15 protein-coding genes, 1 tRNA gene and 1 pseudogene are annotated in these 21224 nt (G+C 44.9%); 4 read left to right on the plus strand and 13 right to left on the minus strand.

Annotated elements, in window-relative coordinates:
* Positions 1-504 precede the first annotated feature (504 nt).
* Together EJL04_RS15235 and EJL04_RS15240 are read right to left on the minus strand one after the other, a co-directional pair.
* On the minus strand, positions 505-1638 hold the full coding sequence (locus EJL04_RS15235) for a DNA-processing protein DprA (protein WP_164511800.1): 1134 nt from the start codon (positions 1636-1638) through the stop codon (positions 505-507).
* Positions 1635-3845: a RecQ family ATP-dependent DNA helicase gene (locus tag EJL04_RS15240; RefSeq protein WP_206429395.1), complete on the minus strand. Its 2211-nt coding sequence runs from the start codon at positions 3843-3845 to the stop codon at positions 1635-1637. Before EJL04_RS15240 ends, EJL04_RS15235 begins: the two co-directional genes overlap by 4 nt.
* Before the next feature lie 117 nt (positions 3846-3962).
* Here EJL04_RS15240 and EJL04_RS15250 point away from each other — a divergent pair.
* A pseudogene (locus EJL04_RS15250) lies at positions 3963-4901 on the plus strand (IS982 family transposase); the annotation flags it as partial.
* A gap of 181 nt (positions 4902-5082) precedes the next feature.
* Here the strand turns inward: EJL04_RS15250 and EJL04_RS15255 are convergent.
* Positions 5083-5931 (minus strand): Cbp1 family collagen-binding glycoprotein adhesin, encoded by an 849-nt coding sequence (locus tag EJL04_RS15255; protein WP_021855143.1) that lies wholly within the window; start codon positions 5929-5931, stop codon positions 5083-5085.
* Between the two features lie 7 nt (positions 5932-5938).
* Entirely contained in the window at positions 5939-6634 is a 696-nt protein-coding gene (gene rsmI, locus EJL04_RS15260) for a 16S rRNA (cytidine(1402)-2'-O)-methyltransferase (protein WP_021855144.1), read from the minus strand.
* Between the two features lie 95 nt (positions 6635-6729).
* On the opposite strand from rsmI, the gene EJL04_RS15265 reads away from it, so the two are divergent.
* The 3 genes from EJL04_RS15265 (at position 6730) to EJL04_RS15275 (ending at position 8588) form a co-directional block, all read left to right on the plus strand.
* A complete protein-coding gene (locus EJL04_RS15265) occupies positions 6730-7329 on the plus strand; it encodes a thymidine kinase (RefSeq protein ID WP_021855145.1) in 600 nt (199 codons plus the stop codon).
* A gap of 11 nt (positions 7330-7340) precedes the next feature.
* Complete coding sequence (locus EJL04_RS15270; protein WP_125105565.1) at positions 7341-8453, plus strand: AI-2E family transporter; 1113 nt, start codon at positions 7341-7343, stop codon at positions 8451-8453.
* Positions 8454-8515: 62 nt separating this feature from the next.
* A tRNA-Lys gene (locus EJL04_RS15275) sits at positions 8516-8588 on the plus strand.
* A 775-nt stretch (positions 8589-9363) separates the two neighbouring features.
* Here EJL04_RS15275 and EJL04_RS15280 read toward each other — a convergent pair.
* From EJL04_RS15280 to EJL04_RS15320, 9 genes are all read right to left on the minus strand, one after another.
* A complete protein-coding gene (locus EJL04_RS15280) occupies positions 9364-10569 on the minus strand; it encodes an OmpA family protein (protein ID WP_125105566.1) in 1206 nt (401 codons plus the stop codon).
* A 31-nt stretch (positions 10570-10600) separates the two neighbouring features.
* On the minus strand, positions 10601-13159 hold the full coding sequence (locus EJL04_RS15285; RefSeq protein ID WP_125105567.1) for a CotH kinase family protein: 2559 nt from the start codon (positions 13157-13159) through the stop codon (positions 10601-10603).
* 76 nt (positions 13160-13235) lie between these two features.
* A complete protein-coding gene (locus tag EJL04_RS15290) occupies positions 13236-15470 on the minus strand; it encodes a hypothetical protein (RefSeq protein ID WP_125105568.1) in 2235 nt (744 codons plus the stop codon).
* Positions 15471-15485: 15 nt separating this feature from the next.
* Positions 15486-15701: a hypothetical protein gene (locus EJL04_RS15295; RefSeq protein ID WP_125105569.1), complete on the minus strand. Its 216-nt coding sequence runs from the start codon at positions 15699-15701 to the stop codon at positions 15486-15488.
* Positions 15702-15742: 41 nt separating this feature from the next.
* The gene (locus tag EJL04_RS15300) at positions 15743-18085 is read right to left on the minus strand and encodes a GumC family protein (protein WP_125105570.1); all 2343 of its coding nucleotides are present in this window, start codon (positions 18083-18085) and stop codon (positions 15743-15745) included.
* Positions 18086-18109: 24 nt separating this feature from the next.
* Positions 18110-18901, minus strand: coding sequence for a polysaccharide biosynthesis/export family protein (locus EJL04_RS15305; RefSeq protein WP_021855293.1), 792 nt, complete (start codon positions 18899-18901; stop codon positions 18110-18112).
* A 23-nt stretch (positions 18902-18924) separates the two neighbouring features.
* A complete protein-coding gene (locus EJL04_RS15310; protein ID WP_125105571.1) occupies positions 18925-19809 on the minus strand; it encodes a phosphoenolpyruvate carboxykinase in 885 nt (294 codons plus the stop codon).
* A complete protein-coding gene (locus EJL04_RS15315) occupies positions 19806-20918 on the minus strand; it encodes a nucleotidyltransferase domain-containing protein (protein ID WP_125105572.1) in 1113 nt (370 codons plus the stop codon). The genes EJL04_RS15310 and EJL04_RS15315 overlap by 4 nt, the downstream gene beginning before the upstream one ends.
* A 13-nt stretch (positions 20919-20931) precedes the next feature.
* Positions 20932-21213 carry a PqqD family protein gene (locus EJL04_RS15320; RefSeq protein ID WP_021855290.1) on the minus strand — a complete coding sequence of 94 codons (282 nt, stop codon included), beginning with the start codon at positions 21211-21213 and terminating at the stop codon, positions 20932-20934.
* Between the last annotated feature and the right edge of the window lie 11 nt (positions 21214-21224).

The raw sequence follows: 21224 nt of genomic DNA on the forward strand, positions 1-21224 counted from the left end.
ATCCGGTGTTGGCCACATTTTGTCATATATGCAGGTTTTTCATTTTATTACATTTAAGCCAAGTAGCTTTTTACAAAGATAAGCATTTTTTCTAAAGCTGCCAACAATAAACCATAATTTTTGATACAGAAACCCGTTTTTTTTGATAACAGATATAAAACACGCGCAAAAGTATAAACAACGGCATTATCTGCGACATCATGACGAGGTGCACAAACATAATATAAATAAAAATCAGAATCCGTGGAGGTCAAAAAGGCTTTGACTTTAAAAAGGGCAAAAATCTGAAAGGAAAATGGGCCGTTTTACTTAACATCCCGCACAATTCCCAATTAATTCAACACGGATATTAAGCAAAACGATGCATATATGTTTCAAATCATTAACCTATCGTTTACGACCCGTAAATGGGCCACTTTTGATGCAAAAGTGGCCGAGTTTTTTATCGCAAACGAATGACTTATAACAGTCTTTAATACCAATGTATTTATTGCCACAAAAATCTTATTCAAAATCAAGAGTCAGATTTTTAGACTTACTATTTTTTAAACTGTAATACACTCTATTCTTTATTTTATTCTTTTCAACCTGCGACATAGTCTCAAGAAATTTTTTCATCTTTGCATCAGACCAGCCTATATTAAGTCGAATAAGAATATCTTTAGAAGAACAATACTCTACTGATGACAATATTTTTACAATCTTATCATTCAGTATTTCTGTTTTTTTCTGCTCCTCTGTTTTCAGTTTTTCCGCATCAAGTTTGATAGTATTACCATTTATATCTACAGCCACAGCCCCTTTTTGAACAAGCTGTACATTAGCATTCTTTTCTCCCGTCTCAGGCCAACGCACATAAATGGATCTGTTTTTCCTTAACCCGTCCAATACACCAGACCATGTTCCTCCTTTATCATCACTCTGTGCCACATAAATATGCGAAGCCATACCATATATAATAGGATTTCTTGCCATAGCAAACTCTTTACTCCATGGTGCTTTAGGAGCAAACGAACTCATAACAAGAACATGTCCCTGAATGATATGTTTATAATACTGTTTGAATCCAGATGCAAACGTCATGATTCCCTGTGGAAGAACAATTATACTTTTACCGCCCGCTGCGAGTGCCGAGTCAAGAGCCTGTCTGTCAACTCCTTTTGCAAATCCGCTCACAACAACTCCATTTGAAGCAGAAATACGTTTTGCCACATTATCAGTAAACTGTAATGATATTTTGTCTGCATTTCTGGAGCCTACTATTGCCATAGATGATTCATTGAGAAGTTCCTTGTTACCCTTAGTAAATATTACAGTTGGAGCAGCTTTACCAAGATTCTTTTTTAATATTTTAGGATATTCATCACAATGAATGGGCAAGATTTCATATCCTTGTGACAACATGTCTTCTACAATAAATGAATTGTTTGGCAATTGTTTATAAGCTGCACTGAAAAGTTCTTTTTCTTCGTCCGTCAAGAATAATTCATCCCAACATAATCTGTTCTCAAATAAATCAATTACCGATATTCGAGGATTATGCTTAAAACATTTTACATATATTTCATTTTTCCTTCTGGTCCATATTTTCGGCATAAGTGCCAAAGTAACCCAATATGTCAATTCCTGATTTGTCATAACGTACCTCCTACTGTTTTTGCTATTACTATTGGAACAATCCATTTGGCGCCTTTTTCTGTCAATGTTATTCCTATCTCTTTCAATGTAGCGCCACTATCATAAATATCATCTATAAGAAGAATTGTTTTACCTCTTACCAACTCAGATTCTATCGTAAAAGCATCTTTCACATTATCTTGTTTACCATACGAATTCTGAAATATTTTCTGTTCCTCTGTTTCTCTTGTTTTAATTAAGCTATGAGAAATTGGAACTTTTATAGTATTTGCAAACTTTATCGCAAAGTTCTTCACAAGGTCACCGGAATGTGTCGGCGGAACATATAATACGAGATCGAATTTTATTTCTCTATATTTCTTGCCAAAAACAGAAAGAGTCTTTTTTAATAAGAAATCAGGGAAATCGCCACCTCCTTCATATTTCGATCTATGCAGAGCTGCTCCTACATTAGACACCCCATAATAAGATGCAGCATACCCATCAGTCAGTCTCGACGCGTTATGCAGATGTTTTTCTAACAAATCACGTAAAACACACGCTTCTTCCTCACTGAATTCACTATAATTAATTTTATTAATATATTCACCCACGACGTCATTATTCCTCAATACTTCTACCGCATTGGGATATGGCATTCTAATCTTCAATCCTGTTCTAGATTTCAGAGTATGACTGGCCAATTCAAGTTTTGGGAAATAGGAGTCTCTGAATTCTTCTAAATTTGCAGATATTTCTACATCATTTTCCACTTCCAACTTTTCAATATTCGTATTGTCACAATTAGTATATTTACTATCTTCGTCGCTATTAAGGAATTTACACAAATATTCCATTCTTGGCATATCTGTATAGACATAATCCACCATAGAATCTAAATCCTTAATTTTAGCCTTTCGTAATTCCTCAAACTTAGAAACATCAAGTTCATTAGCATTATACTGATATTCATACTTTTTCTGCTTTGTTCCATACAGAACTTCCTTAATAATTCCCTGATCAACAAGATCTGCTTTAATTACTCTTATCTGATTTTGTTTAAGATTTGCCTTCTTCATAATCTCTCTTTCCGAAAGAGGTTCTTGTTTTAGCAAATCTATTACCCTTTCATATTTTTTTATCCCTGGACGTGAACTTTCTATAAATGAATATGGCAATGAATAATCAGCTGGAAGTTCATCTTCCTTACCTTTATTTTCATTAAAAAATAAGATAATCCTTGTAGGTAATCCATCTCTTCCTGCCCTTCCTATCTCCTGATAATAATGTATTGGTGAAGCTGGAATCTGAGTATGAATGATAAAACGTATATCAGGCTTGTCAATACCCATACCCAAAGCATTAGTAGAGACTATGCATTTCCATCTGTTTTCCATCAAACCCTTTTCTATTTCCTTACGTGTGTCAGCGTCATAGCCAGCATTATAATCAATGGCATCGATACCACAATACCGCAACCAATGCGCATATACTTCTGTATCAACTCTGGTACCTGTATATAACAATCCTGTTCCATCTAGATTCCCCAAATTTGATGCAAGCCAAATCATTTTCTCATCTTCAGAGTTTACTCTTATCACCTGAAGATAGAGGTTCTTCCTTGAAAGGCTCCCTCTGATGGTTGTAAGACGACCACCGATTTGCTCCTCTATATCTTTCTGAACCCTCTTTGTTGCGGTAGCAGTAGTTGCCAATACCGGAAGATTTTTCGGAAGCAACTGTATCAAATTAATTATTCTTCTGAAAGCCGGGCGAAAATCATGTCCCCATGTAGAAATAGTATGAGCTTCATCAATGACAACCATTGAAAGGTTCATGTTTTTTGTAGCTTCAATCCACTCCTGATTTTCCTGTCTTTCGGGAGCGATGTAAAGTATTTTAATTTCTCCTTTTAATGCTTTTTCTATAACAAGTGTATTATCTTCCTGCGACTGTTCAGAATTAATATATGCTGCTGATATTCCTTTTTCATTCAAACTACGTACTTGATCACGCATTAAAGCAATCAATGGAGAAAATATTACAGTTATCCCAGAAAACTGAGTTGCCGGGAACTGGTAGCATAAAGACTTGCCAAATCCTGTACGCTCAATCATAAGGATACGTTCTCCACAGAGTATCCTGTCAATAGCGTTCCACTGTTCGTCATAGAAATGTTCTATTCCGAATATAGTCTTCAATCTTTTTTCTGCTTCTACTCTTGTCATTGCCGTCATATTTAACGTGAATTCGACGAATTATAAGTTCTTGTGAATTTGGTGATTAGCAAAAATTGTTGTAATCTTATAGTGCTGAATTACAAAGATTTACAAACAATAATCACTATGATTACCGAGAGCAAAGTTATAGAATTATTTTATATGGCAGATGATTTTTGCAAGTTTTTTGATGTCATAACGACAAAATAGACGCTTAAATCTGCTAAAAAGCGCAAATATCACCGTGTCTCAACCTTATTTAAGGCGGAAATCATGCTTATTATTATACTTTTCCATGATTCGGGCTATCGTTGTCTTAAGCATTTCTATCAGAAAAAGATATACAAGGATATGCGCCATATTTTTCCAAAGATTGTCTCATATAACCGCTTTGTAGAATTAGAGAAAGAAGTAGTCATCCCGTTGACACCGTTCATCAAAAAGGTGCTTTGTGGCAAATATACCAGTATATTCTTCATAGACAGCACTCCTTTACGAATATGCAAGAATCAAAAGACACATATTCATAAGACGTTCAAAGGAATAACACAAAGTGGTAAATGCCCCATGGGTTGGTTCTCCGGATTCATGCTGCACCTGATATACAACGAACATGGAGAACTTCTGAATTTCATGATTATCCCCGGAAATGTGGATTACCGTAAACATCTTGAATACAAAGCTTTTATGGAATTCATCCATGGAAAGCTTGTCGGAGACAAGGAATACATCAGCAATAATCTTTTTGAGAGATTGTTCGTGGATGGTATACAACTTATAACCAAGTTGAAAAGCAACATTAAAGGAGCATTGATGTCATTCTCAAGCAAACACTTCTCAAGATACGGGCCATTATCGAATCTGTCAATGGCGAACTCAAGAATATGGCGCAGGTCGAACATATTACTTTTCTAAGCTTTGCGAATAGTGATCTTCGCTTCCAAGCACAGGAGTTTTGATAATTTAATTTTCAACCTTTTGGATGCAAATGCCTCATATTGCTATTTTCTTAAGAAACCTTGTATCCATGTTACGAGAACGATTGACACACAGCTGGATTTGTTCCGAAGTCGTCGAACTCACGTATTATTATTACAAGTGAACAACACTAGAAGAATATATAAGACCACTAATCTGAAATACATAAAAAACGGCGGACAATATCTCATGGTCAAGATATTGTCCGTCAACTATGTCGTGTCAAAGAGGCATTAGCAGTATAACCTCCGAAACATATATTCTATATTTATCTAACCTGCACCACGAGATACTTGCTTGTGCTCCAGAATATCTGCGGATTTGTTATGCGCAGCACATACTGGTCTTTAGAGTCGCGCTCAAGCTTGTAACTGCTTGACGGGTGCATCGTAAGGAGTTTTGCCGATTTAGAATACAGCTTCAGCTCCTTGAAGTTTCTGATGTCTATCTTTGTGAAGTAGCTCTTGTTGAAGTTGCCCTGCAGCACCTTGCCGTTAACCAGGATCTGCTGTTCCTTCAGCTCCTTCTTTGTTCCGAACACATACCATGCTGTGTTGAGCTGCTTGTCCTGATTGCTTATTGTCTGCGACTTCTGCTCGCTCTCACCCTTCAGGTTGCTTACATCCTTGTTGAGCGAGTTGATTGTCATGTCGAGCTCCTCGATATGTATGTCCTTTGCCTCGAGCTGTGCGCGGAGATCTTTCAGCTGGTGGTCTTTGTCCTCAAGCTGCTTAACCAGATTCTCTATTGTGCGCTTCATTTCCTCACCCTTCACAGAGCTCTCGCTGACCTGCTTGCGCAGCTTCTCTATCAGCTCGCGGTTCTGTGCCAGGCGCTGCTGTATGAACTGGATGTTCTCGCGTATGCGCTGCTTCTTGTCGGCACCCTCGCCGTCCTTGGCCACGCTCACCCTGTTTTCAGCCTCGTTAATCAGACGGAAGCCCTCATCAATATCGTTCAGGATTCCCATCATGTCGTTTATCTCATTGTCCTTCTGCTCTATAATCTTCTGTAAAGAGTCTGTTTGGCTTACCTGAGGCAGATTAGAACCTGTTTTCTCGTTGTTACATGCGACCAAAGCCATAAAACATGCCGCGAAAAATAATACCTTTTTCATAATGCTATTAATTATTAGGTTTCCTTTCTTTAACGTTCTTGCCGGCCACCACGATGACAAACTCGCCGCGCGGCTCGGTTTCCTTGAAATGGGCTATAAGCTCAGCCAGTGTGCCGCGCACGCTCTCTTCGTGTATCTTGGATATCTCGCGGCAGGCGCTTGCCCTGCGGTCTTCGCCAAAATATTCGGCAAACTGCTCGAGAGTCTTCAGCACTCTGTAGGGCGACTCATAGAATATCATCGTGCGGGTCTCTTCGCGCAGACTGTCAAGCCTGGTTGCGCGCCCCTTCTTCTGAGGCAGGAAGCCTTCGAAACAGAATCTGTCGCAAGGCAGTCCCGATGACACCAGAGCCGGCACAAAAGCCGTGGCGCCGGGAAGACACTGCACCGTTACACCTGCACTGACAGCCTCTCTCACCAGGAAGAATCCCGGATCGCTTATGCCGGGAGTGCCGGCATCGCTTATCAGAGCCACCGTGGCTCCGGCCTTAAGCCGCTCCACTATCGACGCCGACGTGCCGTGCTCATTAAACTTGTGGTGGGCATAGAGCTGGTTCTTTATCTCAAAATGCTTGAGAAGTATGCCCGACGTGCGGGTGTCCTCTGCCAAAACCAGGTCGGCCTCCTTCAAGATGCGTATGGCCCTGAGCGTCATATCTTCCATATTTCCCACCGGTGTGGGTACTATATATAACAAGCCCATAATTCGCCACAAATATAAGTTAAATAATTCACGAGTGCAAAAAAACGCTATATTTCTTTGCAATTTTTAAAACGTCTTTGTAATTTTGCGCCATAATGAACAACAATCTGGCAGGCGAGGCACACCGCCCTGGAAGAATAGAAGTTGTGTGCGGATCGATGTTCTCGGGCAAGACCGAAGAACTTATAAGAAGGCTTAAACGCGCCGAGTTTGCAAAGCAGAGAGTGGAGATTTTCAAGCCCGCCCTCGACACGCGATATTCTGAGATTGAGGTGGTCAGCCACGACCGCAACTCCATAATGAGCACGCCGGTCGACTCGTCTTCGTCGATATTGCTGCTGTCGTCAGACATCGACGTGGTGGGCATCGACGAGGCGCAGTTTTTCGACGACGGACTCGTGGCCGTATGCAACGAACTTGCCAACAAGGGCATACGCGTCATCGTGGCCGGACTCGACATGGACTTCAAGGGCGTGCCCTTCGGCCCCATACCCGCCCTGTGCGCCATTGCCGACGAAGTGACTAAGGTGCATGCCATCTGCGTAAGATGCGGCGCGCTGGCCTACGTCAGCCACCGTCTCGTGAACAACGAGAAGCGCGTGATGCTCGGCGAGCAGGCCGAATATGAGCCGCTCTGCCGCGAATGTTACCGCAAGGCGCTTGAGGAAGACAAAAACAAGGACAAAACACATTGACACGATAAAATATGCTTGAAGAGAAAATCACTTTCGACAAATTCATACGCTGGATGCTCATAGCCCTGCTTGTCGGCGCCGTGCTGTTCATAACCAACTATCTGAGCAACGTGCTGCTGCCGTTCTTCGTGGCATGGCTGCTGGCCTATCTGCTCTACCCCATCGTAAAGTTTGTCCAGTACAAGATGCACGTGCCCACAAGGGCGCTGTCCATCATCGTCGCGCTGATTTTCGTCATTGCCGTCATAGGGGGCATATTCTATCTCATAGTTCCGCCGATGATCGAACAGTTCGACAAGCTGGGCGATGTACTCTCGCGCTATCTGCACAAGACGACGCACATAAACAACTTTCCCAGCACCATAAGGCAATGGATTGAGGACAACCGCCACGAGATACACCAGTTCTTCAAGCAGAAAGACGTAACAGAGGCCATCAGGAGTGCCATGCCAAAGCTATTCAGCGTGCTCGGACAGACGGCCAACATCATCATAAGCGTGGTGGCATCGCTCATAACGCTCATGTACATGTTCTTCATCCTGCTCGACTATGAGGCGCTCACCACCAAATGGATAAAGATATTCCCGCAGAAGGTGCGCCCGTTCTGGCAGGAGCTGATGGGCGACGTGGAGCGCGAGCTCAACAACTACATACGCGGCCAGTCGCTCGTGTCGCTCTGCATGGGCATCATGTTCTGCATAGGCTTCACCATAATAGACTTTCCCATGGCCATAGGCCTCGGCATAATGATAGGCATAATGAACCTTGTGCCCTATCTGCACACCTTCGCGCTCATCCCCACAGTGTTCCTTGCCCTGCTCAAGGCTGCCGACACAGGACAGAACTTCTGGATAATACTGGCAGGAGCCGTGGCCGTGTTCTGCATCGTACAGATAATAAGCGACATGGTGGTAACGCCAAAAATCATGGGCAAGGCCATGGGCCTCAACCCTGCCATACTGCTGCTGTCGCTCTCCGTATGGGGCACCCTGCTGGGCTTCATCGGCCTCATCATCGCCCTGCCCCTCACCACCATCCTCATAGCCTATTATCAGCGATACATCACCAAAGAAGGCCATGAAAAGGTGCAAAACGAAGAAAAACTAAAAAAAATTGAAAAATAATTTGGTAGTTTAAGAAAAAAGCCGTACCTTTGCACTCGCTTTACAAAACGAATGGATAAGATGATCCGTTAGCTCAGCTGGTAGAGCACAACACTTTTAATGTTGGGGTCTTGGGTTCGAGCCCCAAACGGATCACAGAGGAGTACCAAACGGTACTCCTTTTTTATTGCATATACTCCACCGTCTAATCGTGCAGAAAAACCTACGATGCAGCTAAGCCAAAACAACAGAAAAGCAACTGACTTTTTTACACAGGGCGCCGGCATACCTTCAAGGCACGTCTCAAAAATCATTAAGCATAATGCAGTTCAACCGGCAACTTTATCAGCATGAGCAGCTCTGACGCGGCATGGATATGCACAATGACATAACCTCAGCACGCATGGCCGGCACAGGCTTCCCTATGCTGCATGCCCACACGGAGCATTTCTGCGCCTTCTGACGGCCTTTCCGCCAGGCAACAGCATATCAGGCACACAAGCCTTATGCTGGCCCTTAAACGCGAATCTGACATCAGACCGCAGATAGCGTTATATGTTTTGTGCGTCCATGCTTTCAGCCAGCCGTTTTGTTTCCATTGCAGTTTGATCATGTTCTCGGCATGCCTCATCAGAATCATGGCGGACAGATGAAACTCCCGAAAACAAAAAATCCCATTCACTGCCAAAAAGACAGCAAATGGGATTGAACACAAAACTTTCAATTAGAAAACGAGGATGTGTACGAAGAGGGGCTATTGAAACAGACAAACTCATACCAGACTTGACGCTGTATGCCCGAAAACACATTCAGGCAGCAGAGCAAATCCGACTGCAATAAAATGAGCTAACCAGCCCTGACTCCTTGCCACACCCTCGCGCCACTGCGTTGCTGACGCAGGTACGCATCGCAACAAGTCAGACAGATATATTTACTTTGTCTTGGTGATTACGGCACGGCTCATGCGCGGGTCGTCATAGAACATATTGTCCACACCGCCCTTATAGTCAATCTGGAGCTGTGACTTGTTAACACCAAACTCTTTTACCAGACAGTTATATACAGCCTCAGCACGCTTCTTGCTCAGACGCTCGTTGCCGGCCTTGGTTCCGGTTCCGACATCAGCATATCCGGTGATGGTGTAAACCGTTGAAGGATCGCCCTGCTTGATTACCTCTGCAAGCATTCCGAGGTTCACGCGAGCCTGATTAGACAAGGTGCTCTTGCCTATCGGGAACACGATGAGGTTGGCAGATGTTATCTGCTTAACTATGGTCTCAGCCTTCTCTTTGTCGTTCTGGTTGAGAGCTTCCTGCAGGCGTGCGTTCTCCTCGCTCATGCGGTTGAGCTGCTCGCGCATGGCGTTGATTTCGTCGTTGTTATACACAGTACGTGTAACGACCTTGCTGCGCTCCCAGCCGCGCGGTTTAAACTTATAGGTAAGACCAACTGCAACGGTGAACATACCTTCGCCGCCGCGGCCTCCGCCCTCGCCGTCGAACTCATCGTTAACCAGCGTTCCGCGCAGGTCAAGGTTGAGGTCCAGAGCTGAACACAGACGGAAGGTGTTAAGAAGACCGAAGTGTGCTGATATGTCTGTGGCTGACGGTTCTTCTGACACGTGCATCACGCCGAGACCTCCGTAAGCGCTGAGGTTATACAGGCGCTTCTCATTGTAGCCACATATCATGTTAGAGAGATTGAACAGCACATCTGCATGGAAGTTGAAGTAATTAAACTTCTGCTTCTCCAGCCAATAGCCGTTGCCTCCCTTTCCGGGCACATCCTCACCGGTGCTGTGAGCCAAAGATCCCTTCTGTGTAGCACCCTTAACCGAAAGGCCGCTATACATAAGCCTTACGCCTATGCTCGGCGAGAACCACTTGCCAACAGCTACATCGAGAGCCGGCGAAATTCTGTCGCCAAACGAAGCCTGACGGTCATGGTCGCCAAAGTAGACCTGGCCACCTGCGCCAACACTGACAAACCAGTTGCTCCAGAAGCCGTTTGTCTCCACTTTATATTTACTTGAGCTGTATTCCACATATTCTGTGGAACTGGTCTTTTGTTCAGCCTGGGCAAAGGCTGAACCTGCAGCCAATACTACAATGGCTGCCGCGATTGTTCTTTTAATCATATTATGAATTTTTATTCGTTAGATATTTTCATTAGTCTGCGTCTGTCACGAAACTTCCACTTATTATCTGCGCGTTCATCCAGTTCAGACGGTCTGTATATGCCTTCTTCATCGACTGTATTGCCTGGTCGAAGGTCATATCCTCATCACCGTTGAACGCAGCGCCACACTCGTTTTTCAGAGTGCGTGTGGTAGGCCACATTGCCGAGTTGAACTTATCTGAAAGACGATTCTGAAGTGCCAGCCGGTCTATCTCTGCCACTACAGCCTGCAGGGCTGCATAAACAGCCGTCCAGCGCGTCTGTAAGCTACTTCTGAACGTCGGGTCTTTAAACAGAAGCGGATACCACATATAGGGCTTGTCGTTGACATAATCAGGATTTCCCCATGGCCACTGTTTTTCGGCCAACGCCGAAGCCCCATACAGCCACTCGTCCGTGTTACGGCAGTCGTAAGTTCCGCCGTAGGCACGCACCTGATCCGGAATGATAAACGTCTGCCAGTCGAAGTCCCACACCGGGCCCGCTGTCAGCTTATCCTCGCCGTCGATGTACATATATACGCTTTTAGGATGCTTGTATTCATCGTTGAACGTAAGTTCCTGCACAAAGAAATAGTCAATGACGGAGTTGATGTCCAGCTGCTTGTAGGCTTCAGAGTAGTTGCCGTTTTCCAGATTCTGCTCAATTGCCTCAATCTTATCTTTTATGGCATTAAACAGCGTTCCGTTTTCCGGCACTTCATCCTTAAACATGACAGGCAGTCCGCGGTCTGTACGGAAACAGTTGACCTCATCCATCGCGTCGTCAAACTCGAGCAGATAACCGCAGTCGGCAACAGAAGGATTGGAGTTGCCACCGTCCACAACGTCCTCATAGCAGTCCTTGATGTTCACGCGGTCGGCATCAATCTTCACTTTCTCACACAGGAAATAGTTTCCCACATGACGTCCGTTGATAACCAGTTCCACATTCACACCATTAGGACTCCATCCCAGGCCGTCAGTATGTGCACCGGCCGTGCGATGAGCTATGTCGAGAGCAACTGCATTGCGCAGCGAAGTGCGGTCCATCCAGTTGGCAAGCAGCTCCCAGCGCTTGTCGGTAGGCAGTCCTTGTATACCTACTTTCTTGTCGAATTTAAGCGCAAAGGGAAGTTTCGGGAAGTTCTGCGTGGAGTTGCCGCGAAGGCGCGAACCGCATAAAGCAGTTTCCACATCTACCGTTCCATCTGCATTGTAGAGCGTAAAATGGTCGGTTACGCTCCAGTCTTCACCCTTAGCGCGCACATTTATGCCGGCCTCATCCCAATAGACGCTGCCGCCTTCCTGCTCAAGCACAGCCACCGGCAGCCCGGTGTTTGTAACCTCAACAACATAGGCGCGGTCTTCCTCGCCGTTAGACACGACATATGTCACCGGCTTGCTGAAGTCCTGCTCGTCGGCTCCGCTCGTCTGTGCTTTTCCGTCCACTGTTACGGTCATGCCTTCAGGTATGGTGAACGTGGGCTTCAGCTTGAAGTCAAACAGATAAGGTATGCAGCCGGTAACGCTGTCAGTACCTACCGTCATCACCTCTGCCTTATTAGCCACAGGCTGTGTCTTTCCGTTCTCATACACCAATTTGGTGCCAAGAATTTTGCCTTTGTTGGCACTTACATCGAATGAGAAACTCTTGAACACAGGACGCTTGGTTACAACCATATCAGAATAGTTGGCAAGCGTCAGCGGGAACGTGTAGCATGTGTTAGCAGCGAAGTCTGCAAGCGAACGGCGGGTGAACTCTGCCTTGTACTGATGTGTCAGAATGGTGATTTTTATATCGTCGTTCTGATGTATGTCAGGGGCACAGGTCATATATCCCGTCAGCTCCTGTCCGCTCGTAAGCGCCGGAGCATCGCTCCATTTCATGGTCAGCTGGTTCACCCCGTCGGCAGCACCTGTCCATGTCACAGCCTTCGAAGCTGCGTCGAACGTAAACTCGCCGCCGAGCCTGCGTCCGTCTGGCAAAGTCAGGATGATGCTTTCAAGATTATCGCCTTCGAGAAAAGTACCCGTGGCGTTGATGCTGAACCTGATAAGGGAGAACAGATGCTCGAACGAGAACTCATATTGTCCGCCATCAGCTGATGAGAACGTTGGCTTGCCTACTTTATAGTCGGCCTCTAACGTTCCGTCGGCCATATTGTATGCCTGAACAAGCTTCAGGTTTCCTTTAATAGCCGAGACATCCGACGAAGTGTTGCCTTCGTCATAGGGATAGTAGGCGTAATAGGGAGATTCGCCCTGCTTCAGATTGCCTGCAAAGACGGCTTCAGGCGCGGCACTCGTATTTGAAGATACGAACAAGGCGTTTGCCGTTCCGGCGCTTCCATACACGCCGATACGGTCGCCCGGCGACCACAATATGCCCACCGAACCGTCTGTCGTAACTCCGTCAACACAAGTACGCGTAGGTGTTGAGCCGCTCATGCGTGCAAGAATCTTCACGTTGCCGGCAGCGTCGCCGCCGAGCAAAGACTCGTCCTGGCATGAAACAAAGCAGGCTAACGCAATTACTAATGCCGCATATTTTCGTATAGGATAACTCATTTATCTTATATGATACATTCTTCAACAATGAACTTTCGCTGAGTCTTTCAGCGAAAGTTTCATTGTCAAATAGTGATTACTTATCCCAACCAACGGCATTTCCGCCATTTGAATAAGTGGCATTGTAATTTGTCGTAGTGGCTGATTTTTTACGCAGCTGGAAGTTGAAGTTGTTGTTGATGATGGTCTGAATCAGGTTACCGGTATATTCATCATTAGGATCTGCATAGTTCATAAGAACAATTCCCAATGTAGCATCTTCATTTCTATTCTGAAGTAAGTTTGTCGCATACGGACCAACTACCTGTGTCCATGCATTTACACCTCTCTCCGATTCACCACTGTCATATCCACCATTTACATAACATCCACCAAGGTCGTTCAAGAACCACATGCTATGGTCATTGCTGTTTTTGTAATATTGAATACTCCTATTCCACATATCCTCAATATTACCCGTTTTCTGATCATAAGTCTCCTCACCACCATTATTATTATAACCTACGCTGGTAGCCTCGTGATAGAACCACTGCAGATTAGAATTAACACTATGATTTGATGTACCCCAACGAAGCGTATTAATAGCATAAGCATTAGTCTCTGTAAAGTCTGTACTTACATCATCAAGAGTTCCCCATTGGGCAAACATAGCTGGTATTTTGTCAGTAGTAGACAGGTGATTACCCATGGCGTCTGTATTGTAGTTCACCTTAATAATAATATGTCCGGCAACATCGGCAATAGTGGTATTAGGTGTTATTTCACCTGTATAAATTCTGTATGTACCATTGTCTGCTGTCATTTCTGCTAATTCATTTCTGATAGCATCCATCCATGCCTGATTACCATCCACATGACTTCCTGCGAGATAGCTACCATAACTATCACATTCACCCAATGCCGCCGTCAACAAAATGAAAGCATACTCGTTTTTCTTACCTGCTTCTTCTGCTGTTTGCAAGCCTTTTGCAATTTCCTCAACAATTTCTTTAAAACGTGTTCCTGTTTTATTTCCAGCAACTGTCATATAAAGTATTTGGTCTTCAGCACTTCCTGTGTCCCAAGTTCCATGATTGTTTGTACTTGCTGTTTGTATCTGGAAAGCACGGATACCATTTGTAAACTGCTCAGCAATAGACTGTCCCTGATAAGGCACACTTGCACCGTTAGCAATAGTCTGATATGACATCTTACTTCCTGGGAGAGAAAGCTCTGTAACAAAGATATCCGGATCAAGAGAAGACATCCAATAGTTTGGACCAGCCTTACTTACATACGGAAGAACAACCCTATTAATTTTGTGGGCAACAATACCAGAAGCATTTTCCGAACCACCATTCAACGTACGGGTAAGCACTGCAGAGTTAAAAGGTGCTACACGTATCTGAAGCTGAGAATGGTCTGCACCGGTTCCACCTGTATCATAATCATCATCAGAAGGAAGCAAATAAGCTCTAACCACAATTTTGTCGCCATGTCCCAGTGTGATAAAATCCTTTGTCTCCTTATCATACAATTCAATAGAAATCTGGTTACGTGTTGAAGCCAAATTCTCAAGACCTGTATAGGTAGGAGCTTTAGACGGGTCTTCTTCAACAGGATTCATGTCACAAATAAACTTACCGTTCAACACTTCGTTATTTAGAGAACGAACCTGTACTGAAGACATCTTGATCTTCTCACCATCATTTGCAGGTCCGTTTATTTCAATATCAAGAATGGTAACCCATGGATGGAATATCAAGGCAACATCGCCACCATCCTTTTTATTATGAGCACCATAAGCCCACATAAAAGCATAGTCAGTGTTGGCAACACCTGTATAGGTTGTACCCCCCTGGTCATTAGATGTTTTATTCCATTTTACGGGATCTTGAACAGTAGGTATTTCTCCTACAATTTTACCATCCTCTGTACCAGTAACGGCACTTGCAGGGTAGAATCCATAAAACTTATGTACTTCTTCTGTTCCCCATTGCAAACCAGCTTCGTCGGTATTTACTTTCGTTACTGCAGATGAATGAGAAGCATTGTCTGTTGCCGGTGTAATTTTATAATTAACCAACTTTCCCTGAGCTGCCTGGGGGCAATAAATTGCAACCTGGTCTCCATCTTCCCAATATACAGGATATGCTCCGTCCACAGGATTGTCACCATATATTGTACGAGTGCCAATATTCGTAAGTTCCGAGCCAAACATGATTTCCTCACCAGTTTGTGCAGGAACCACTGGATTATCAACAATATCGTCCTGACAACCGCTAAAAGCAATCATTACGGCTGCACATAAATAATATACAATTTTTTTCATAACTGATTATTTTTGTTAATTACTCCAAGTCCGTTGTGTACTATTATTCAAATCGGAGTCCCAATCTGTATAAGTTCCAGTGTTTCCGACTTCATGCCCAGTAATGGTCACTCCGTCGTCTTGATTGTTATCGTCTTCGAATATCGAAGCCGTCATAAACCCGTTTTCCAGGTTTACCTGAGTCTTCCGGGTTGACGGAGACTCATACTTTTCTTTCTGTTCTTTTTTCATTGCAATAAAATTTTTAATAATTAAACTATAGTTTTAAGATCTCATTTTTTCTTTTTTCCATGCTTGCCGTAACCATAACCGTAGCCATAGCCGTATCCGTAACCATAGCCATAACCGCGGCGGTCAGGATCTACGCCGTTGAGCACCAAGGCCATGTTCTTGAGCTTCTTGTCCTCATAGAGAGCCTCGATGTCAGGAAGCTGTCTGCGGTCGAGTTTGCCGGCACGCACAACAAAGATTGTCAGGTCGGCTATACGGTTGACGATGCTTGCGTCGGCAATGATGCCCATAGGCACGTTGTCGGCAATGATTATGTCATAACGCTTACGCAGCTCTGCCATCATCTGGTCGAGACGCTCGTCCATAAGCAGCTCGGCAGGGTTTGGAGCAATTTCGCCTGAAGGAATAAGGTCGAAAGAGTCTTGATGACGTATGATGTCGTCCAACGCCACTGTCGGGTCAGCCAGATAATTGGTAACACCATTACGATGGTCGCCAAAATGGCAGCTCAGCGTGGCCTTACGTATATCGAGGTCGACCATCACCACCTTTTTCTTTGCGAAGACAAAACTCATGGCAAGGTTAAAAGAGATGAACGTCTTGCCGGCACCTTCGTTAAACGAGGTAAAGGTGATGACCTGAGTCGGGTGGTCTTTCTTCGACATGAACGACATATTGGTACGCAAAATGCGGAAAGCTTCTGACACGACGCTGTCGTCATCGGGCTTTATCAGCTGATAGCCGTGCTGACTGCGGTCTGTCTCCTTGTCCATCGGTATCTCACCGAGGAAAGGCACGCTAATAACCTTTTCAACATCCTTACGTCCGTGAACGCGTGTGTCCATAAAGAGCACGAGCAGGCAGCCTACGCCGGGAAGAGCTATACCGACGAGCAGTCCAAGCAGGATGATGCGGTTGCGCTGCGGAGCTATAGGCGCGCCGCTGCCGTCGGCGCTGTCGATGACGCGCGCATTGTTGTCGGCCATAGCCTGAGAGAGAGCGTTCTCCTCGCGCTTGTTCAGCAAAAACAGATACAGGGCTTCCTTGATTTTCTGCTGACGCTCGATAGAAAGGATCTGACGTTCCTTACGCGGAATAGACGTTACGCGGTTCTGTGCCCTCATCTCGCGGTTTTGGGCATCGTTGCGTTTCACGTTCAGGCTTACAATCATATTGTCAACGGCACGTATGATGTTCTGCTTCATCGCACGCAACGAGTTGTTCAGCTCCTGCACCACCGGGTTGTTCTCGCTACTGTCGTCTATAAGCCTGTCGCGCTTAAGTTTAGTGTTATTATATAAGCTTATCTGATTTTCGATATTCATGTCTCCGATACCGGTGTTAGCCGGGATGAGGTCGGTTTCCTTGGTAGGATTGGTCAGATAGTCCTTGATAAAGTGAGCAAGACGCAACTGCGTTTCAAGTTCCAGGGCATCGGCATTGTATTTCTGCGACTCGTTCATATACATATTTGCCGAAGACGAAATGTCAACAACCTGGTTGCGCTGCTTGTACGACTCGAGGCTTGACTCAACGTTTCCGAGTTCGTTCTCGATGATGATCAGACGCTCACTGATAAAGTTGGCGGTGTTTACAGCCACCTGGTTTTTGTCCTTGATTGCCTCTTCATTGTAAACCGTGATAAGCATGTTCAGCACATCCTCTGCACGTGTGGCCGAATTGTCCTTCAGCGAGAGTGTGAGTATAGACGATTCTTCATCTTCCTGCTGAATGCCGAACACTGACCTGTAATAGTTTACGACAGAGTTGAGCGGACGCTTGTGCACATGGATTGGCTGGTCTATCCACGAAGCATTATAATAGTTGGTGCGGGTTGCCACTACGCGAACGCCCTTTGCCAGCGTCACAGTGTCGTTCATGTGAAGAGTGTAGCTCGGCTTGGCGTCAAATCCGGATATATCAGACAGCACGACGGTGTTTCTGTCTTTTGGCGTCATCACAAGACTGATGCTATGCTCCGGCATGACATCAAGGAAGCGCACAAGCATAGGCGACTGCGTGTAGAGCTCGTTGGTACGGAGCCCGTCGTCAATCTGATAGCTGACATCAGCATGCACACGCTTTACCACCTCCTGCATCAGCCGCTTGGAGCGGAACTGAAGAATCTCATTGGCCACGTTGGTCTTGTTGATGATATTATCAAAGCGGTCCAATCCTGACGTTGCTGTCTTGTTTGAAGGGTCTTTGATAATAATTGTAGCCGAACGGAAATATACAAAAGGCGCACGGGCATACTTATACCATGCGATCCCGACGCATACAACAATGGAAACCAAGAACCATTTCCACTTTGAGGCTAAGTAAACGAACAGGTCAACCAAATTGACGCTCTGCTCGTTCTTGGGAGAATTATTAGTTTGCATAAAACTTAATTAGATGATGTTTTTTTACTTAATAGCCCATAAGATTGAACAAACTGCCGTAATTGCAGAAAGTATGGTTGTACCGATCTGCCAGCCGCGGTCTTCAGTGTCCTTCTTGCGGTACTTAGGCTCTACATATACGATATCATTCTGCTGAAGATAAAAACAGGGTGACTCAAAGATGTCCTTGCTTGTAAGGTCGTGCATGAACATCTGCCTGTCGCCGTTGACTTCTCTGATGACAGCCACGCGATTGGTCTGCGCCTTGGCGGTAAGGTCGCCGGCATTAGCTATGGCCTCAATAAGCGTAACACGGTCGCCGTTGGCTGTGAATGTGCCGTTGTGTCCTACGGCACCCAATACCGTGTACTTGAAATTGAGAAACTCTATTGACACGATAGGATCACTGATGTAGTTTCCGGCAATAATTTTGTCTCTTATCAGCTGCTTGGCTGCATTGACCGTCATTCCGGATACATGTATCTTGCCAAGGATGGGGAAATCAATGTTGCCGTCGACATCCACACGATAGCCCATCTGCTTGGCACCGCCTGAAGCTGCGGCAGAAACATTTCCGTCTGTTCCCACCTGAACAGCTCCGCCGTTGATGTTGAAAGGAATTGCCAACTCAGGATTTTTACTGCTGACTGTTATACTAAGCCTGTCATCATCATGGATAACGGCTTCATACTTTGTCTCAATGGGATATTTTGTACCCATCTGCATGTCTTGCAGGTAAACGAAACTTTTTCGTGACGCGCAAGACGTAAGAATCAATACGGCAAGCAAACTTGCCCATAAAAAGTTTTTGCTCATTTTTTTTTTTGATTTATCTGTTTTTATTGTTTCCTTGTAAGTTCTCTATTACACATTAGTGCTGCATCTTTGTCTGGAAGACAGTCAAGAGTACCAACCGTTACGCTTCCGGCCAATACGGTCAACGTGTCATACAGGCTGTTGCGTAGGTGCTCGTCTCTGGCAATAAAAGAGCAGCCGGGATAAAGTGCTACAAAGGCATCGGCTCCTTCCTGCAGCTGAAACGAATTTTCAGGTGCCTGATTCAAGCGCACCATACCGCCCACGGGAAAAGAAACATTTTTATAGCATGCCGTCTTGCCGCTCCACGGAGAGCCGTAGGCATATGCCTTACCGTTCAGAATCCTTATAGTAGGATTGTCGTCGTTCAACAGTTCCGTGCCAGGAATGTTCTCAATCCAAAGAGCTGAATGTGTGCTCTTGCCTGTTCCGCTTTTTCCCAAGAACAAATATGCCTGTCCGTTACAGAAGACAGCCGAGGCATGTATCGAAACGGCATCGTGGCGCAATATAGCCTGAGCGTATGCCACACGGATAAGAGACGAGAGAGCGTTTCCGGCATTAACGTCATCCCACTGTATGTGTGCCTCTACTGATGAAAAATCAGACTTGGCAAACATTCTGTGCAAATGACCGTTATTGATGATTTCTATATAATAGCCGTCTGACAAGGCGTATAGAACAAGGTGCCCCATGTCATTGTCTGTCTCGTCTATCAGTTCCTTTGTCTCTGAACAAGGCAGCTGGCTCAAAGGCACGGCAAAGAACCGGAACAAAGGCTCTTCAGCACCAAGACTTGTCTCATAAAAAGGAAAGAATGACGGGAGGAGCTCTTCAATATCACACTCCTCTGGCAAGGACACGGAAAAAGGAAAGCCTGCCACCCGGAAATAATAAGTAGCTGTCATTTAAATTGCCCCTTCAACAGTTGAACGAAATACCAAAAAGTTTCCTTTGGTGCATAGTATGAAGCAAAATGCATATTACGCATGAATGAACGTATTGTATTTAATTTGCGCCTGTAAGCAACAGATTCGGAAACAAGCATACTGTCATACTGGCCAAAATTACCTCCACGCCATACGATTTCAGCAAGAGGAGCTGCCGACGGCGCTGTGTCTTCATAAGGTAGACAGTCTTTAGGAAGGCCAAGATAATCTATCAGGAAAGTATGCAACAACGGGCACCATCTGTGGAGTCCTATTTTCTTGCATACAGCCTTCATCTCTTCTGAATCTATTTCTCCATGCAGCTTATAGCATGAGCGAGCCATGTCGCACATCTGCCTGAGCCCGATACCGCGGCTGACAGAATGCTTCAAGATATGCAGGCTTTGCAACAATATATCCAAAAATGGAGACGGCGTTGTTACTATGACCGACGGATATGTTGACAATGCAGTATGCCGGTATCCTTTTTGACCTTCTAACTTGCCAACAAAACCTTGCAGAAAAGGATTATATAAATCAAACAAGCGGCTATGATGCTCTATGTCAACACCTTGCCATCTGTATGATATGCCCTCATCTGCCTGTTTCGTAAACGTTATATTGTTTTTTCGCAAGAAGTCCAAGGCATCGTCCCATGCCTTCTTATTATTGAAATACAGGTCGATATCACCACATACCCTCAACAGCGGACTCTCGTAATAATTGGCCACGCCTTGTCCTTTTTGCAATATAGGATTAAGGCCTTTCTCATGAAATATGTTATAAAGCTGGCCAAGTACGCCATTCATTCTTTTATTTCGGCGCTCAACGGCATCAGTCTCTGCCATCCATCTCACAAGAAGAGACTGCGGCGGAATTTGACTGTCAGGCAAATGCGAAACTCCCTGAAATGCAAGTCCCGTTACAGTGTGCTGCATGGCAAGGCGAAACACATCGTTCCAATCTTCTTCTGTAAGATTTAACCTTGTATTGTGTTCCTCCCGGTCGCCCCACAGCCCCAGTCTAACAAGCAAGAGCAGCACGTTTCGCAGCTTTTCTTGTCGGGCGCCGTCCTGTTTTATCTCCATTCAAATATAAAATTCAAAGCAACAGGCCAAAAGACTTCCACTCGGCCATCTGCCGTTCTATGTCATTAATTGCCACTTCTTTGTCTATCTCAAAATTCTCGCATAAATAATCAGCCAACATATCCGGAGTGGTGCCGCCTTTCTCCACTTGCTGCCACAAAAGCGCAGCCGTATGGTTCAAGCTGTAGACATCGCTCATGTTTGCATTTTCTTCATTAGCCTCAACAATCATATACTGATTGCCAACTTTCCTAAGTTTAACCCCTGCTTTAGGGTTCAATACCATTTTATTCATTACATTAATAT

It is taken from the genome of Prevotella marseillensis (assembly GCF_900625065.1).
In the GTDB taxonomy this organism is placed as follows: Bacteria; Bacteroidota; Bacteroidia; order Bacteroidales; family Bacteroidaceae; genus Prevotella; species Prevotella rara.

Excerpts from the sequence above, each read along its gene's own strand:
- EJL04_RS15235 (WP_164511800.1), bottom strand. The coding sequence starts at position 1,638 with ATGACAAATCAGGAATTGACATATTGGGTTACTTTGGCACTTATGCCG.
- EJL04_RS15240 (WP_206429395.1), bottom strand. The coding sequence starts at position 3,845 with ATGACAAGAGTAGAAGCAGAAAAAAGATTGAAGACTATATTCGGAATA.
- EJL04_RS15255 (WP_021855143.1), bottom strand. The coding sequence starts at position 5,931 with ATGAAAAAGGTATTATTTTTCGCGGCATGTTTTATGGCTTTGGTCGCA.
- rsmI (WP_021855144.1), bottom strand. The coding sequence starts at position 6,634 with ATGGGCTTGTTATATATAGTACCCACACCGGTGGGAAATATGGAAGAT.
- EJL04_RS15265 (WP_021855145.1), top strand. The coding sequence starts at position 6,730 with ATGAACAACAATCTGGCAGGCGAGGCACACCGCCCTGGAAGAATAGAA.
- EJL04_RS15270 (WP_125105565.1), top strand. The coding sequence starts at position 7,341 with ATGCTTGAAGAGAAAATCACTTTCGACAAATTCATACGCTGGATGCTC.
- EJL04_RS15280 (WP_125105566.1), bottom strand. The coding sequence starts at position 10,569 with ATGATTAAAAGAACAATCGCGGCAGCCATTGTAGTATTGGCTGCAGGT.
- EJL04_RS15285 (WP_125105567.1), bottom strand. The coding sequence starts at position 13,159 with ATGAGTTATCCTATACGAAAATATGCGGCATTAGTAATTGCGTTAGCC.
- EJL04_RS15290 (WP_125105568.1), bottom strand. The coding sequence starts at position 15,470 with ATGAAAAAAATTGTATATTATTTATGTGCAGCCGTAATGATTGCTTTT.
- EJL04_RS15295 (WP_125105569.1), bottom strand. The coding sequence starts at position 15,701 with ATGAAAAAAGAACAGAAAGAAAAGTATGAGTCTCCGTCAACCCGGAAG.
- EJL04_RS15300 (WP_125105570.1), bottom strand. The coding sequence starts at position 18,085 with ATGCAAACTAATAATTCTCCCAAGAACGAGCAGAGCGTCAATTTGGTT.
- EJL04_RS15305 (WP_021855293.1), bottom strand. The coding sequence starts at position 18,901 with ATGAGCAAAAACTTTTTATGGGCAAGTTTGCTTGCCGTATTGATTCTT.
- EJL04_RS15310 (WP_125105571.1), bottom strand. The coding sequence starts at position 19,809 with ATGACAGCTACTTATTATTTCCGGGTGGCAGGCTTTCCTTTTTCCGTG.
- EJL04_RS15315 (WP_125105572.1), bottom strand. The coding sequence starts at position 20,918 with ATGGAGATAAAACAGGACGGCGCCCGACAAGAAAAGCTGCGAAACGTG.
- EJL04_RS15320 (WP_021855290.1), bottom strand. The coding sequence starts at position 21,213 with ATGAATAAAATGGTATTGAACCCTAAAGCAGGGGTTAAACTTAGGAAA.